At 56.2% G+C, this 14,350-nt stretch carries 15 protein-coding genes; 8 read left to right on the top strand and 7 right to left on the bottom strand.

From position 1 onward, the window contains the following. Positions 1-121 precede the first annotated feature (121 nt). Both J2I48_RS22000 and hisC read right to left on the bottom strand, forming a co-directional pair. Complete coding sequence (locus J2I48_RS22000) at positions 122-658, bottom strand: hypothetical protein (protein WP_207337664.1); 537 nt, start codon at positions 656-658, stop codon at positions 122-124. A gap of 39 nt (positions 659-697) precedes the next feature. Next, a complete protein-coding gene (gene hisC / locus J2I48_RS21995) occupies positions 698-1,765 on the bottom strand; it encodes a histidinol-phosphate transaminase (protein ID WP_207337663.1) in 1,068 nt (355 codons plus the stop codon). Between the two features lie 370 nt (positions 1,766-2,135). Here hisC and moaC point away from each other — a divergent pair, with 370 nt between their 5' ends. After that, a complete protein-coding gene (gene moaC, locus J2I48_RS21990; RefSeq protein ID WP_207337662.1) occupies positions 2,136-2,606 on the top strand; it encodes a cyclic pyranopterin monophosphate synthase MoaC in 471 nt (156 codons plus the stop codon). Further along, on the top strand, positions 2,596-3,168 hold the full coding sequence (gene mobA, locus J2I48_RS21985) for a molybdenum cofactor guanylyltransferase (RefSeq protein WP_207337661.1): 573 nt from the start codon (positions 2,596-2,598) through the stop codon (positions 3,166-3,168). The genes moaC and mobA overlap by 11 nt, the downstream gene beginning before the upstream one ends. Before the next feature lie 115 nt (positions 3,169-3,283). Here mobA and J2I48_RS21980 read toward each other — a convergent pair whose 3' ends face one another. Then, entirely contained in the window at positions 3,284-4,186 is a 903-nt protein-coding gene (locus tag J2I48_RS21980; protein WP_207337660.1) for a tyrosine-type recombinase/integrase, read from the bottom strand. Positions 4,187-4,310: 124 nt separating this feature from the next. Then, a complete protein-coding gene (gene rpsU, locus J2I48_RS21975; protein WP_207337659.1) occupies positions 4,311-4,508 on the bottom strand; it encodes a 30S ribosomal protein S21 in 198 nt (65 codons plus the stop codon). 59 nt (positions 4,509-4,567) lie between these two features. On the opposite strand from rpsU, the gene J2I48_RS21970 reads away from it, so the two are divergent. From J2I48_RS21970 to J2I48_RS21950, 5 genes are all read left to right on the top strand, one after another. Next, positions 4,568-5,539 (top strand): Ppx/GppA phosphatase family protein, encoded by a 972-nt coding sequence (locus tag J2I48_RS21970; RefSeq protein WP_207337658.1) that lies wholly within the window; start codon positions 4,568-4,570, stop codon positions 5,537-5,539. A 79-nt stretch (positions 5,540-5,618) separates the two neighbouring features. After that, positions 5,619-7,328, top strand: a complete 1,710-nt coding sequence (locus J2I48_RS21965; protein WP_207337657.1) for a M28 family metallopeptidase — start codon at positions 5,619-5,621, stop codon at positions 7,326-7,328. Positions 7,329-7,337: 9 nt separating this feature from the next. Next, a complete protein-coding gene (locus J2I48_RS21960) occupies positions 7,338-7,859 on the top strand; it encodes a GNAT family N-acetyltransferase (RefSeq protein WP_207337656.1) in 522 nt (173 codons plus the stop codon). A 141-nt stretch (positions 7,860-8,000) separates the two neighbouring features. After that, positions 8,001-8,549, top strand: coding sequence for a Riean_0653 family protein (locus J2I48_RS21955; RefSeq protein ID WP_207337655.1), 549 nt, complete (start codon positions 8,001-8,003; stop codon positions 8,547-8,549). Between the two features lie 179 nt (positions 8,550-8,728). After that, positions 8,729-11,275 carry a glycosyltransferase gene (locus J2I48_RS21950; RefSeq protein ID WP_207337654.1) on the top strand — a complete coding sequence of 849 codons (2,547 nt, stop codon included), beginning with the start codon at positions 8,729-8,731 and terminating at the stop codon, positions 11,273-11,275. 13 nt (positions 11,276-11,288) lie between these two features. Here J2I48_RS21950 and J2I48_RS21945 read toward each other — a convergent pair whose 3' ends face one another. The 3 genes from J2I48_RS21945 to J2I48_RS21935 form a co-directional block, all read right to left on the bottom strand. Further along, positions 11,289-12,584: a glycoside hydrolase family 2 TIM barrel-domain containing protein gene (locus J2I48_RS21945; RefSeq protein WP_207337653.1), complete on the bottom strand. Its 1,296-nt coding sequence runs from the start codon at positions 12,582-12,584 to the stop codon at positions 11,289-11,291. Between the two features lie 82 nt (positions 12,585-12,666). Beyond that, complete coding sequence (locus tag J2I48_RS21940) at positions 12,667-13,461, bottom strand: energy transducer TonB (RefSeq protein ID WP_207337652.1); 795 nt, start codon at positions 13,459-13,461, stop codon at positions 12,667-12,669. 157 nt (positions 13,462-13,618) lie between these two features. Continuing rightward, the gene (locus J2I48_RS21935) at positions 13,619-13,996 is read right to left on the bottom strand and encodes a gamma-glutamylcyclotransferase family protein (RefSeq protein ID WP_207337651.1); all 378 of its coding nucleotides are present in this window, start codon (positions 13,994-13,996) and stop codon (positions 13,619-13,621) included. A gap of 95 nt (positions 13,997-14,091) precedes the next feature. On the opposite strand from J2I48_RS21935, the gene J2I48_RS21930 reads away from it, so the two are divergent. Beyond that, the gene (locus J2I48_RS21930) at positions 14,092-14,325 is read left to right on the top strand and encodes a hypothetical protein (RefSeq protein ID WP_207337650.1); all 234 of its coding nucleotides are present in this window, start codon (positions 14,092-14,094) and stop codon (positions 14,323-14,325) included. Positions 14,326-14,350: the final 25 nt, after the last annotated feature.

The raw sequence follows: 14,350 nt of genomic DNA, 5'->3' as shown, positions 1-14,350 counted from the left end.
ATGTACGACTTACGATGTACGATTTATTGCTGACCGGTCCGCCGGTGCGGCGTCTGTTTGATCTACAGCAAACCCACGCGTCAGCAACAATCGTAACTCGTAATTTGTACATCGTAAATCATTAAAGGTTAAACCGAATACCCACGCCTGAGCTGACGTTAAGAAACAGCGGGGCGGGGAGGACTTCGGCGTATACGCCGAGTTCGGCGAAGATGGAATATTGCTTACCAGGCACAAAGTATTCAGCTCCTGCCACCGCCGAGCCACCAAGGCCCAGGCCGCTTTCGTAATCGTTGGTGGCGGCAAAGCGGTCGGGGTAGTAGCGGCGACTGTTGATCTGCCCACCGAAGCCATAATAGCCCCGGAAATTCTCGTTGGCAAATAGCCGGTCGTGCCACAAATAGTGCCCCTGCACACTCAGGCCCACGGTTTTGTACTTGCCCGAGCGGTAATCACGCACGTTGCCGTACAAGCCACCGTAGGTACCGATGTTCAGGTCGAAGGCATGATTATCGCCAAAATATTTGCGGATGTTCACCCCCGACGGTTCGCCCAGCCGGAAGCCAAACGCCCAGTTGGTGTACTGCGCCGAGGCGGTATGCGACAGGCTCAGCAGTATGGCCAAAAGCCCGATGATGGGTAGATGATGGGTACGCATGGAAGCGATATAGCGGTTGGAAAAAGTGGGTGGTAACTATCAGGCACCAACGGCAATGCTTTCCAGCACAGCCAGCAGTCGGTCGTTTTCGGCGGGCGTACCTACCGATATGCGCAGGCAGCCTTCGCAACGCGTCACCGCCGACCGATTCCGCACAATAACTTGACTATCAATTAATTGATTGAATATATCGTTGGCGTCGTCGAAGCGTACGAGCAGGAAATTGGCATCGCTGGGGAAAACCTGCTGCACCGTGGGCAGGCGGCGTAGACCTTCGGCCAGGCGGGAGCGCTCGGCCAGGGTGTCGGCCACCATCTGTTTTTTTTCGGCCACGTGATCCAGCGCGTCCAGGGCTAATGCCTGCGTGGGTGCCGAGATGTTGTAAGGCGGCTTGATCAGGTTCAGCACCCGGATGATGTCAACCGACGCAAAGCACATACCCAGCCGCAACGCCGCCAGGCCCCAGGCTTTCGAGAACGTTTGCAGCACCACCAGGTTGGGGTACTGGGCCAGTTGCGTGGTCCAGGAGGCATAATCCGGCCCGGCGAAATCGATATAGGCTTCATCCACCACCACCAGCGCCGACTGGGCCGCGGCGAGCACCTGCCGGATGTCGGCGGGGTCAATGAGGTTACCGGTGGGGTTGTTGGGTGAGCAGATCCAGACCACTTTCGTATAGGTATCAATGGCCGACAGCACCGCAGGCAGGTTGAGCTGGTACTCAGCCGTGAGCGGTACTTTGCGCACCTCGACGTCGTTCAGGTTGCCCGATACTTCATACATTCCGTAGGTAGGCGGCAGAATCACGATGTTGTCCTGACCCGGCCGACAGGTGGCGCGGATGAGCAGGTCGATGGGTTCGTCGGAGCCGTTTCCAAGAAAGATCTGCTCTTTCGTTACGCCCTTTATTGGGGCTAATTGGGTTTTTATGGCCGTTTGGTGGGGGTCGGGGTAGCGGTTGTAGCGACCAGCGCTGGTGGTTGATCCCAGGGCATTTTCGTTAGCGTCGAGAAAGACGCCCTCGGTACCCGTGTATTCATCCCGCGCCGACGAATAGGGCGTCAGGCTAAGGATATGCGGACGAAGAATTGAAGCTAAACTAAACATGGTTATGCGACGAATGTCTATTTGCAAAGGTAACGCCGGAGCGGACAGTTATCAGTTATCAATGAGCAGTTAGCTCCACTGATTGATAGGTTTGTTGCTCGGATAACTTCGCGCATCGTGCCCCTCAACTGCGCTCGGGGTGACACCGGGCTGGCGTACCAGGCAAATAAGAGAGCATCCTAGCTTGATTCAAGTTCGTTGTCACCCCGAGCGCAGTCGAGACGGTCCGCCGCCGCGGGGCCGCGCGTCAGCCACACCAGCGCGAAGCTGTTCAAAAAACAAACCTATCAATCAGTGCAGTTATCAATTAGCTTAGCGTCCTATAATTGATTGCTCAGCATTTTAGTCATTGCTTTCTGCTAACTGCCCCATGCTTACACACCTCACACCCGAAGGGAACCCCGCTATGGTTGACGTAGGGGCTAAGACTGTCTCGAAACGCACGGCCAAAGCCCGCAGTATTGTGGTGCTTGGCGACGCCATTCTACAGCACCTCGACGGCGGCGATATTCAGACGCGCAAAGGACCCGTTTTTCAGACCGCCCGCATTGCCGGCACTATGGCCGCCAAACGCACCGACGACCTTATTCCCCTCTGCCACTCGCTGGGGCTAGACGGCTGTTCGTTTAATATTCAGGCGGTTGGACAGGAAGTGATCATCGAATGCACGGTATCTACAGAGGGCAAAACGGGCGTGGAGATGGAGGCACTGGTGGGAGCATCGGTGGCGGCGCTGACCATCTACGACATGTGCAAAGCCATGTCGCACGACATTGTCATTCGCGAAACCCGGCTGCTGGAGAAGACCGGCGGCAAACGCGATTTTCGGCATGAACCCTGACGCTGATTTGGCGTCGGGCCGTCTCATACCCCTCTATGGACTGGTGCTGATGGGTGGGCAAAGCCGCCGCATGGGGCGCGACAAATCGGGGATTGTGTATCACCAAAAACCCCAGCGCGAACACCTCACCGACCTGCTGGCCCCCCTCTGCGAACGGGTGTACTGGTCGGTAAACCAATCGCAGTTTAACCAGTTCACTTACAGCCATTTACTGCTCGACAATCAACCCGACAGTGGCCCGCTGGGCGGATTAGTAACGGCCTTTCAGACCTACCCCAACGCCGCCTGGCTCGTGGTCCCCTGCGACCTGCCCAACCTGGACACCCCTACCCTTTCGGCATTGCTCATGGGCCGCAACCCGTCGGCCATTGCCACCGCTTTCTGGGACAGTGACCACCGAGGCCCCGAACCCCTCGTGAGCCTTTGGGAACCCACCGCCGGACCGCTCCTGACCCATTTCTACCAATCCGGCCAGCGCAGCCCCCGCCGTTTTCTACTAGATCATAACGTGCATTTATTGACGGCACCGGGGGGAAGGGTGTTTGAGAATGTGAACGAGTAGGGATTTACGATGTACGAATTACGATTTACGATTTTTGCTGCCGCCAGGGTTTGCTGTAGAGCAGACTAGCGCGTAAGCAAAAATCGTAATTCGTACATCGTAAATCCCTACATCCCTACTCTTTCTTTCCTCCCTTCGGGTGCGCTTGCGTGTGGGCGTCTTTCAGTTTGGCGAGGCTCGTGTGGGTGTAGATCTGGGTGGCGGCGAGGCTGCTGTGGCCTAACAGATCCTTAATGGCGTTGAGGTCAGCGCCACGGTTGAGCAGGTGCGTAGCGAAGGAGTGGCGCAGCACGTGGGGGCTTTTTTTCTCGAGCGTAGTGACCAGCGTCAGGTATTTTTTCACGATCCGCTGAATCAGCACCGGGTAAGCCGCAATGCCTTTATCGCTGACAATCAGCACACTATCATCGGCTTTATTGTCGAAAAACTGGCTTTTCTGGTGCTGATACTGGCCAATAAGCGTGACGAGCGGGGGCGTAAGCGGCACAAGGCGGTGCTTGTTGCGCTTGCCCAACACCATGATCGTGCGGTTGTAGAGGTTGACGTCGCTCGTTTTCAGGCCCGTCAGTTCACTCAGACGGATGCCCGTGCCATAGAGCAGTTCCAGCACGAGCTTGTCGCGGAGGCCAATAAAATCATCGGGGAAGTCGATGTCGTCGAGGAGGGTAGCCATCGGTTTCTCTTCCACGAAAGTGGGCAGCTTCTTACTCATCTTCAGGGCCACTACCTTTTGCATCGGGTCGATGGTGATGACTTTTCGGCGCAGGAGAAAACCAAAAAAGGCCCGGAGTGTGGCAATTTTCCGGTTCACGGTGCTCTTGTCGAGGCCGCTTTCAACCAGGTGCACGATCCACGAACGCACCAGCACATGATCGGCCTGTTCGGGGGGAGTGCCGCTGTGCTGCTCTGCTAAGAACTCCGTAAACTGAAGCAAATCGTTTTCGTAGGCTACCAGCGTGTGGTGGCTCAGGCGCTTCTCGTAGCGGATATGCTGTAAAAAATCAGAACCGGCATTCATTGGCTTTACCTACCTGGGTTGGACCGGTGAAGATGGCGAATGCCAACGTCAATTCGATGCCAAACTGGGTAAACAGAGCTAATGAACGCCGGTTCTGCGAAGCGGGCGCGCCGGTTAATACCGACTACTGCTGGGTGTGGTTGCCGTACTTTTGTTCTTTGTAGGCAGCCCGAATGACATCCTTACGACGGCTGATCGAAGGCTTCTGGAAGGCAGTACGTGAGCGCAGCTGACGCAACACACCTGTCTTTTCGAATTTCTTCTTGAACCGCTTCAGGGCTTTGTCAATCGATTCGTTTTCTTTTACGTTAATGATAATCATGTAATACCGGTATTTTTGTGTTTTGCAAAACGGACTGCAAAAGTAGCAGAAATAGTAGCATGAAACAAGCAGTCATCGACCTAGGCACCAACACATTCCACCTGCTTATTGTCGAAAAAATACCTAATCAGGCCGTTAAAACCCTTTTTCGCGATAGTCGCCCCGCCAAAATTGGTCGCTCGGCCAATGGCAGCGGTGGGATTGCCCGGCGCATCATCACCTCCGACGCCATAGACCGCGCCCTGACCGTGCTGCGTTACTACCGCACCGTGCTCGACGAGCATCAGATCAGCCCCGACAGCGTGGCCGTTTACGGCACGTCGGCCATCCGGGTAGCGCAGAATCAGGCCGAATTCGTGGAGCGCGTCAGGCAGGAAACGGGCCTCGTTATCCGCGTTATCTCCGGCGACGAAGAAGCCGCGCTGATCTACGCCGGGGTGCGGGCATCGGGTGTGCTCGACCCCGTTTCGGTGACGGCTATAAACGCGACTGCCCCTACGGCATTGGTCATGGACATTGGCGGGGGTAGCGTGGAATTCATTCTTGGCAACCGCGACCGAGTGTTCTGGAAACAGAGTTTCGAGATTGGTGGTCAGCGACTTATGGAGCGGTTCATGGCCGAAACCGAGATCATCACCCCGCCCGCCGTGGCCCGGCTGCACGGCTATTTGCAGGAGCAGCTCCTGCCCCTCACCAACGCCGTACACCAATACCCACCCTCGGTGCTGGTAGGTTCATCGGGCACGTTCGACACGCTGATCGATATGTATTTCCACGAAGAAACCGGCGCGTGGCCCCCTGCCGGTCAGGCCGCGTTTGACCTGCCCCTGGCCTCGTTTTACCATTACTACGAACTGCTCACCACCCGCAACCGCGCTCAGCGCCTGGCCCTGCCCGGCATGATCGAACTGCGCGTCGACATGATTGTGGTAGCTGTTTGCCTTATCGACTTCGTGCTGAAAAGCTACGGCCTCACCAGCCTGCGGGTGTCCACTTACGCGCTGAAAGAAGGAGCGCTGGCTACGAATTAAGTAAAGGCAGTATCACGCGTTTTCGCTAACTTACTTCGTCATCCAACCGTCTAGTCAAACCGCGTAATTATAGCCTCACATGTGCGCCAGATCTACGACTACATTTCTGATAATCAGCATTTTACAATTAGCTCAACAAGTTGTTGTTGCCCAACCCGGTCAAGCCAGGTCACCCATTCCGACCGAGGCGCAGAAAGTGGCCAAAAACGTGCGGCCCAAGGCTATCGAAGCCCACATGCGCTACCTGGCCGACGATAAACTGGCGGGCCGGAAACCCGGCACTCCGGGCTACGAACTGGCCGCGCAGTACGTGGAAAAACAGTTTCAGACGCTGGGGTTTAAGCCCGGTGTAGCCACGCCCGGTAGCCCCACCGGCACCTTCCGGCAGGCGGTGCCGTTGCGGAAAGCACAGGTGCGCGAAGAAGTTAGCTCGCTGGTGATGATCCGCAACGGACAGGCAAAGGCGTTGACGTATGGCAAAAACTTCTTTCTTAGTCCCAACTTCGGCAGGCCCATTAGCGAGGTAACGGCCCCGGTGGTGTTTGTGGGCTTCGGCGTGTCGGCTCCCGAACTGGGCTACGACGATTACGCCAAAATTGACGTGCAGGGCAAGATCGTGGCGTGTTTCAACGGCGCACCAGCTACGTTTCCGTCTAACCAACGCGCCTACTCAGGGTCGGCGAAGGCCGAAGTAGCGGCGGCACGCGGGGCAGTGGGTATGATCACGTTCAGCCTGCCAACCGACGTTCGCGCCAGGATCGAATCGAACGCGCCGCGCAACCGACAGGCTACCTACCGCTGGACTGACGCCAGGGGGCAGGTGCAACGCACGTTTCCGCAACTGGCGGTACTGGCCTCGCTCGGTGATTCAACCGCCCGGCTGCTGTTCGATAGCGCTCCGAAATCGTTTGATGAAGCCCGAAAAGCGGCCAATCTAGGGCAGGCGCAGGCTTTCCCGCTGATGGTGTCGTTTCGCGCCAAAACACAAACAGAGCTGACAGACGGACTTATTGGCGAAAACATTGTGGGCCTGCTGCCCGGCTCGGACCCGAAACTGAAAGACGAATACGTGGTCTACGTCTCGCACCTTGACCACCTCGGCATTACGCCCGACCGACGCCCCGACGCCGCCAAACCCGATTCGATCAACAACGGGGCGCACGACAACGCATCGGGGGTGGCCATCAACCTGGAAACGGCCCGGCTGCTGGCGTCGCTGCCCAAAGCCCCGCGCCGGTCTATTTTGTTTGTGGCCGTCACGGGCGAAGAAATGGGTCTGCTTGGCTCGGACTATTTCGCCTCCAACCCCACCGTGCCCAGGGCCAGCATCGTGGCGAATTTGTGTCTCGACATGCCGTTTTTCTTCCACCCCCTGCTCGATATTGTGCCTTACGGCTCCGAGCATTCGAGCATGAAGGGGGCCGTGGAAGCGGCGGCGCAGTTTGTGGGCGTACAAATAGCTAAAGACCCCATTCCTGAACAGTCCGTGTTTATGCGGTCCGACCATTTCAGTTTCGTGCGGCAGGGCATTCCGGCCATTTATATCAAAAGCGGCTCGACCACCGGCGACGACCGCGACGGCACCAAACTCAACCTCGACTGGCGGGCCACCACCTACCACACCCCGCAGGACGATATGAATCAGCCCTTCGACTGGAACGCGGCAGCCCGACACGTACAACTTCAATTCCTGATTGGCTACCTCACCGCCCAGGCCGACACCCGCCCCGTCTGGAACGCCAATGATTTCTTCGGTACCAAGTTCGGCCCACTGACCAAGGGCCGTTGATGAGCAACAATGACTTATACCTTCCGAAATGACCAGCCTGAGGTGTTCCTGCACATCGTACGGGAAGTGGCGCAATGGCTTGTCGATGGCGGGCAAGTGCTGTGGGAACCAGGCACACTGACGGCCGACAACCTCTTTGACCGCTACACCCGCCACAACTGCTACGTCATGTACGCCCACCAGGACGATGCCGGTTCGACATCCCGAAGCCCCGAACCGGCGGGGGCGTTTATTTTGCAATGGGAATCCCCGATCTATTACCCCGACTTACCAGCCAATACCGCAGGCATTATTCATAAATTGGCCATACGTCGGTCTTTTGCGGGCCAGAATCTATTCCAGCCCATACTCGATTTCTGTAAAGAAACATGCCTGGAGCGGGGCATCCACGAGATTCAACTGGAGACCGATGCCACCCGCCCCGCCCTGATGCGCTTTTATGAACGCAACGGCTTTACACCACTTTACCAGAAACAAATTCACGAATTTGGACAGGATTTCCGTTGCCAGTATTATGCGATGAGGTTTTAACAAAATTCTTGTCAGATAAAGTATAGCTGAACACTTCAAAACAACCAATTTAAGCTGACGGTAAACGAGTTTTACCAATAATAAGATATAGCTATTCCAACCTTCTTAGCACCGTAAAGGTCCTGTAATAAAACTCATGTTATGAACAGGTCTGTATTTCTCGTTATCTGGCTAACTATTGGTTGTCAGCTTTTGGGCTGCCACCATGAAGTTCCGCCAGAACTTCCCTCTGAAACAACGACAGGAAAAGATACTTTTGGCTGTTTGGTCAATGGAAAGGTATGGTTACCAGGCGGACATGTTCCAGCTGTGGGCTTCGGAAAACCCAAAAATCTGGAAGTAGAACTGGGACTTAATCCTGATGGTAAAACCACTAACCTCTCTGTGTATGCACAAATTAATCAGGGCGAAAAGCATATTTTGTTTTTCAAATCTGGTATAACCACTGTTGGTTCATATCGAATAGGCGTTGATTCAACTTCGGACGTACATTACCGAGATGAAAGTCTACCTAAAAAATGCTGGGATTTTTACTACTATAGCGGTCAACCTGGAAAACAGGTTATCGACGGAAAAATAATCCTGACACGATATGATTCTGTGGTATCTGGTCGCTTTTCATTCACATTAGTTCAGCCTGGCTGCGATACAATCCGCATTACCGATGGCCGCTTTGATATTAAAATTTAGCTCAGTTTGTAGCCTGTCGAGTTTTAACGTCTAGTTTGGCAGACTTAGCTTGCTTGTATCTATTGCCGCTATTGTAGCTGGCCACACGTTTTATCGCTATTAAACATTTCGCCTAATCGTGTTGACCGTTCGAGGTTTCTAAAGTCTAAAAAAGGCAGCCTCACCTTTTTAGTCTATCCATGAAATGGCCCTCGTTTACTGAATCCTCGCCTAACGAGGCGTACAACTTTTCATCGAAACCCCGTGACCAGTGGCCCGTAAGGGTACTGATTGTCATGGGGTTGTTGTTTATGTCGGTGTTTCTGTGGGTGTATTTCCAGCCGCAGAACCGGGGGTACTCCTGGCTATTTGCCCTGCTCACCATCTCGGTGCTGTTTAAGTCGCTCCGGTTGCTTCATGAATGGTACCACTATTGGCAGGTGAAGCCCCCCGTTCGGCCCGCCGTTACCCGCGACTGGACCGTAGACGTGCTGACGACCTACTGCCCCGGCGAACCGTATGACATGGTTGTCAATACGTTACGCGCCATACAGGCCATCACCTACCCCCACACTACCTACCTCTGCGACGAAGCCGACGATCCCTACCTGCGGCAGGTGTGCGCCGACATGGGTGTGCGGCACGTGACCCGCACCGACAAAACCGACGCCAAAGCGGGCAACATCAACAACGCCCTGCAACAGGCCACTGGCGAGATCTGCCTCGTCATCGACCCCGACCACGTACCCGTACCCGATTTTCTGGACCACGTACTGCCCTACTTTGAAAACCCGAAAGTGGGCTTTGTGCAGTGTGCGCAGGCTTATTACAACCGTAAAGAGAGCGTAGTAGCCTTTGGTGCCACCGAGCAGACCTACAGTTTCTACGGCCCCATGATGACCTGCATGGGCCAATACGGCACCGCCCAGGCTATCGGTGCCAACTGCACGTTCCGGCGCGAAGCCCTGGACAGCATTGGCGGCCACGCCAACGGGTTGTCGGAAGATATGCACACGGCCATGCGGCTCCATGCCAGGGGGTGGACCTCGGCCTACGTGCCGCTGCCGCTATCGTATGGGTTGGTACCGGCCACGTTATCAGCCTATTACAAGCAGCAGCTGAAGTGGGCGCGGGGCACGTTTGAATTGCTCGTGACCACCTACCCCCGCGTGTTTGGTGGGCTGACGTGGCGACAAAAACTGCACTACGGTACCTTGCCGCTCTACTACCTGCTGGGCACTGTGCAACTGATTGATATTCTGATTCCTATTCTCTCGCTGGTCTTGATGCGGCTGCCCCTGCAACTCGACCTGCTAGTGTTTGCCACGGCCTACATGCCCATTTTCCTAACGGCGTTTCTGGTGCGGCAATATGCGCAGCGGTGGCTGGTGGAACGGCACGAAGCGGGCTTCCACCTGGTGGGTGGGGTGCTGGCCAGTGGCACATGGTGGGTATATTTGCTGGGCCTGGTCTACACCATTTTCCGGGTGAAAGTGCCTTACATCCCGACGCCGAAAGACGACAAACCCCGCAACAACCTGGTGCTTGTTTTGCCAAACCTGCTCATGATTTTGCTCACGCTGGGGGCCATCGGCTTTAGTTTGTACTGGTACGGCCGGTTTACGCTTAACAACGTCTACTCGCAGCTCATGATTGGGTTTGGCTTGGTTAACGTGCTGATTATGAGCATTAACGTTGTCATTGGCCAGGAGGTTGCGCTGCTTGCCATTGGTCGGTTTATAGGCCGGATTGGTGCCTGGCGACCCGATTTTTTCTGGTCGATGCGGCTGGTGGCGTGGCGGTTTCGGTACAGCATTTACTATTGGCTGCGGCGGTGGGCGTTGCCGCTCTTTGCCGGAGTGCTGGTGCTCACCGTGGGCATGGGCCTGTTTACTTACAACAAGCGCACCGACCACCTGCCCAGGCACCTTCGCTTTGCCACCACGCAACCGTTCTACCTTGGCTACCTGCCTGACGGCAGTTCACCCGCCAGCCGCCGGGCCGACACCCTGGTGGTACCCTTCCACCTGGCCTGGCCCGCCGAGGCCGGGTCGCCCATTCCGGGTCGGAAAAGTGGACCGTCGGCTACCAAATTCCCGCTTTTATTTATTGAACCAACCGGGCTGGGTGCCGACTCGACCGGGGCCACGCGGGCCTTTCTGCGGAGCATCCTGCGCGGCGAACGCGACGAGGCACTCACCGAATTTGCCCAGTCGGCAAAAGAGTATGCCAGTCCGCTACTGGTGAGTTTTATGCCCCACTTCGACGATCCGGCGCGACCTTGGGGGCTAACTGACGGCCGTGATCTGGCCCTTTTCGACAAAACATGGCAGTATGTCGTGTCGTTTTGCCGTCAGCAGCAGGCCACCAATATCATCTGGGTCTGGTGCCCCACCCGGCCCGCCACGTTGGTAGCGCACTACCCCGGCGACTCGGTTGTAGACTGGCTGGGTTTCGACGTTGTAGATAACCCGGTGGTTGATGCCGATTGGAAAAGCCATTCATTTGCGGCCCTGTTTCAGCCACTTCATACCACCGTCCGTACCCATCCCGACTACAGTATTCGCCAGAAGCCGATCCTGATTACGCAGCTTATGTCGGCAACAGATGCCCCTACGGCGCAACGCTGGACCACCGAGGCCATTGACCTGATGCGGGAGCGGTACCCCGAAATTCGCGGTGTTGTCTTCGGCCAACGAGCCGCATTTGACCGCCATCATGCGGCCATGATGACGGCAGCAGAGTAGACGGACCCTCGCTTTACTTCTTTACTTCAAACGAAAAATTGGCCGTGGCTACGTGGTGATGGCCGTCGTAAGCGTTGGCGAACAGGCGGTACGCACCCGGTTTGCTGGGCAGGCGAAACTGCACCGTGGGCGAGTCGGTACGGTCGAGCAGGCCGTCGATGGGTGGGCGGGGAACCCCCACATAGTCAGTGCCGGACTGCGCACGCGGCTTTATTTCCCAGTAATACGACAGCGAATCAAGTTCGGGATCGCTGACAACGAACTCAGCCCGGTGCAGGGGCGGCAGCGTGGCAAACGACTGGTGGGCAATGGCCTTTCCGTCGATGAGCAAATTCGTGACGACCGGCGCCAGGTTGGCTGGTTTTTTCCGCGACCAAAGCTCCTGCATCACCCCTACCAGCGGCGATTCGCGACCTTCGTCATCGAAAACGCTGAACCAAGTATGGGTTTCTTCCTGCTTGGTACCCCAATAGAACAGGTATGCGCCCAGGCAGTTGGGAGGGTACGAACCGACGTAGGCGTGGTAGAAATTACGCACCGATTTGGCCTTTTGTTCGCTGGTAGGCTCGTCGGGCGCGCCCCAGGGTGCCAGAGTCGTTTCCCAGTAGCCGGGAGCACCATATTCCGAGATCAGGTACGGCTTTTTCCAGCCGCCTTTGTCCAAAAACTGCGTCAGCTGGGCCGTAAGGGCGTAGGAGTTGACCGACAGGATGTCGATGTTGGGACACCGCTGACTCACCAGCCGCACCGCCCGCTCGCTGTCTGACGAGATGGCGGTGCTAACCGGGTGGTTATTATCCAGTGAATGAACCATGGTCGAGAGGCGGTTTACTTCGTCGTATACCTTGAAATTATCAGCCTCCTGCGCCCACTCGTTGCCCACGCACCACATCAGCAGAGCCGGATGGTGACGGTATTTGAGTACTGTTTTCCGAATGCGCTGGTATTGCCGCTCCACGGCGGGCTGATTGTCATAATCAAAGCCTTCCATTTCGCGCTCCACCCACAGGCCCAACATAACCGTCAGACCCAGTTGCTGTGCTTCGTCCAGGATTCGCCCGGCGTCGATGTCGTCCCAAACCCGCACCGAATTGCCACCGCAGGCTTTTAGTTGGGCCAGGTGGCTTACCCCACCCGCCCCTTTGATATAGTAAGGTTTGCCGTGCCAGTATAACTCATACGACTGCCCGTTGAACCGAATGGCAGTAGGGGCCGTGGGGGCCGTGTCGGTCGGTTTTTGCCCATTCGACCCACCACAGCCGCCCAATGTGGTCAACAGCAATGGGACCAGCCAACAAACGTTTCTCATCGAAATCCCAGTAGGTAGTCATTATCATATATGATGACTAGCCTTACTGTATCGGTCACGCTGGTAACAAAATTTTACAACGCTACTGATCCAGTTGAAAAACCACGGGCAGGGTAAATTTCACGCGCACCGCCCGGCCCGACTGCCGCCCGGCTTTCCAGCGGGGCATGGCTTTCACCACCCGCAGGGCCTCATCGTCGCAGCCAAAGCCAATGCCTTTCACTACCTCCACGTCGACCAGGCTCCCGTCTGAGTTGACAATGAAGTTGAGGTACACTTTGCCTGATACCCCCGCGCTGCTGGCACTGCTGGGATAACGCAGGTTCTTTTGCAGATACGCCGCCAGCGCCGAAATGCCCCCCGGAAATTCGGGTTGCTGTTCGACAACCGTGAAGGGCGAGTCGTCGCGCACCTCAGGCTTCTCAATGGCCTTCTCGACCGCCGTGGGGGCCGCCGATTCGGGTGGGGCGATGACTTCGATGTCGGTGTCGCCTTCCTGCGTGACGGGGCCGGAGGTGGCCACTTTCAGTTCCTCTATCGTGGGTGGGAGTACATCGTCGGGGGCTTCGGTTACCACTTCGGGCGGCAGATTCTTTACCATAGTCACCGTGGGGGCTATTTCTTCTTTAGGCGGCACCACTATTTTTTCTTCGGGCGGGGTTTCCATCTTGACGTCCGCCAACGTGATTTCATCCATAAACGCCGCTTGGTCGGGCTTCACCAGGGCGTAGAGGGAGGGAATTTGGAGGACACCCAAAAACAGCACGCTACCCAGCACCAGGGCGCGGCCCAGCGTGGAGCGGTATGTTTTCCGCAAGTCATAGGCCCCGTAGGCTTTGTTGCGGTGTTCAAAAATAAGGTCGTCGAAATTAGCCATGAGTACACAGAAGTTTGTTTCCGTGTAGATGCAGCCGGGCGCGCAAATGCATACGAGCTAAGAGCAGGGAGCAGAGAGGCGAGAGCGGCTGGCGCAGGCACTTTCTTGCCTCTTAACTCTCTACTCGCGCCTCTCTGCTCTTAGCTCCCTGCTCCCCTCATTTCTCCAGAAAATTACCCGATTCGATCAGGGTCTGCTGGCCGTTGGCTTTCAGGAAAACGTACATCTGGCAGGGCATGATCTCATCGGCCATGTGAACGGGCACTTCACGGCGGGCGTATTCGTCGTCGGGATGGTGTTTGATGCCCTCGTAATCGTCTAGTTGGGTCAGGATAGTTTCGTCGGTGAGTTGAAACACGTCGCCCCAGACGCGGTAAGCGCTGCCGGCTTCGTAGGTTGCGCCGGGGTACCAGCCCAGGTTAAACAGCCGCCCCAGTACCCAGCCGTGCCCCAGTAGTTGGCCATGCTGCCGGAGCAATTGCGCCATGGGGTTGCTGATGGCGGTGCGTAGCGTGCCGTAGACGAATAAATTCATAGGGCAATGTACTAATTCTAGCGCAGCTACCGTAGCCAGTTTGTACGCAGGAAACCTATAAGGTTTCTGAAACATTATAGGTTTAAAAAGAGGCTATGTCCGCTGAAGACCCACAAACTCGCCACGGCCAACGCCTACCCACCCTGCTGTCGGCGCTGCATTTGCTGTATATGGGTCGGGCGTTGGCGGGCTTCATGGCCGATAGCCAAACCCCCGCCCAACCCGTAGCCCTCGACGTAGTAGACGCCACCATCGAAGCCTTCACCGACGAAATCCGCGCCACTGAACTGCTACACGAAGCGGCGGTGTTGGTGGGAGACGTGAACTAGTTCAACGTTTAAAGTCTAAGGTCCA

It is taken from the genome of Fibrella aquatilis, from assembly GCF_017353255.1.
GTDB classification, from domain to species: Bacteria; Bacteroidota; Bacteroidia; order Cytophagales; family Spirosomataceae; genus Fibrella; species Fibrella aquatilis.
Note: the sequence above shows the minus strand (reverse complement) of the source record. Positions and strands in the feature narration are given on the sequence as shown.

What these genes read in the sequence shown, in the direction of transcription:
- J2I48_RS22000 (WP_207337664.1), bottom strand. Translation starts at nt 658, where the DNA reads ATGCGTACCCATCATCTACCCATCATCGGGCTTTTGGCCATACTGCTG.
- hisC (WP_207337663.1), bottom strand. Translation starts at nt 1,765, where the DNA reads ATGTTTAGTTTAGCTTCAATTCTTCGTCCGCATATCCTTAGCCTGACG.
- moaC (WP_207337662.1), top strand. Translation starts at nt 2,136, where the DNA reads ATGCTTACACACCTCACACCCGAAGGGAACCCCGCTATGGTTGACGTA.
- mobA (WP_207337661.1), top strand. Translation starts at nt 2,596, where the DNA reads ATGAACCCTGACGCTGATTTGGCGTCGGGCCGTCTCATACCCCTCTAT.
- J2I48_RS21980 (WP_207337660.1), bottom strand. Translation starts at nt 4,186, where the DNA reads ATGAATGCCGGTTCTGATTTTTTACAGCATATCCGCTACGAGAAGCGC.
- rpsU (WP_207337659.1), bottom strand. Translation starts at nt 4,508, where the DNA reads ATGATTATCATTAACGTAAAAGAAAACGAATCGATTGACAAAGCCCTG.
- J2I48_RS21970 (WP_207337658.1), top strand. Translation starts at nt 4,568, where the DNA reads ATGAAACAAGCAGTCATCGACCTAGGCACCAACACATTCCACCTGCTT.
- J2I48_RS21965 (WP_207337657.1), top strand. Translation starts at nt 5,619, where the DNA reads ATGTGCGCCAGATCTACGACTACATTTCTGATAATCAGCATTTTACAA.
- J2I48_RS21960 (WP_207337656.1), top strand. Translation starts at nt 7,338, where the DNA reads ATGACTTATACCTTCCGAAATGACCAGCCTGAGGTGTTCCTGCACATC.
- J2I48_RS21955 (WP_207337655.1), top strand. Translation starts at nt 8,001, where the DNA reads ATGAACAGGTCTGTATTTCTCGTTATCTGGCTAACTATTGGTTGTCAG.
- J2I48_RS21950 (WP_207337654.1), top strand. Translation starts at nt 8,729, where the DNA reads ATGAAATGGCCCTCGTTTACTGAATCCTCGCCTAACGAGGCGTACAAC.
- J2I48_RS21945 (WP_207337653.1), bottom strand. Translation starts at nt 12,584, where the DNA reads ATGAGAAACGTTTGTTGGCTGGTCCCATTGCTGTTGACCACATTGGGC.
- J2I48_RS21940 (WP_207337652.1), bottom strand. Translation starts at nt 13,461, where the DNA reads ATGGCTAATTTCGACGACCTTATTTTTGAACACCGCAACAAAGCCTAC.
- J2I48_RS21935 (WP_207337651.1), bottom strand. Translation starts at nt 13,996, where the DNA reads ATGAATTTATTCGTCTACGGCACGCTACGCACCGCCATCAGCAACCCC.
- J2I48_RS21930 (WP_207337650.1), top strand. Translation starts at nt 14,092, where the DNA reads ATGTCCGCTGAAGACCCACAAACTCGCCACGGCCAACGCCTACCCACC.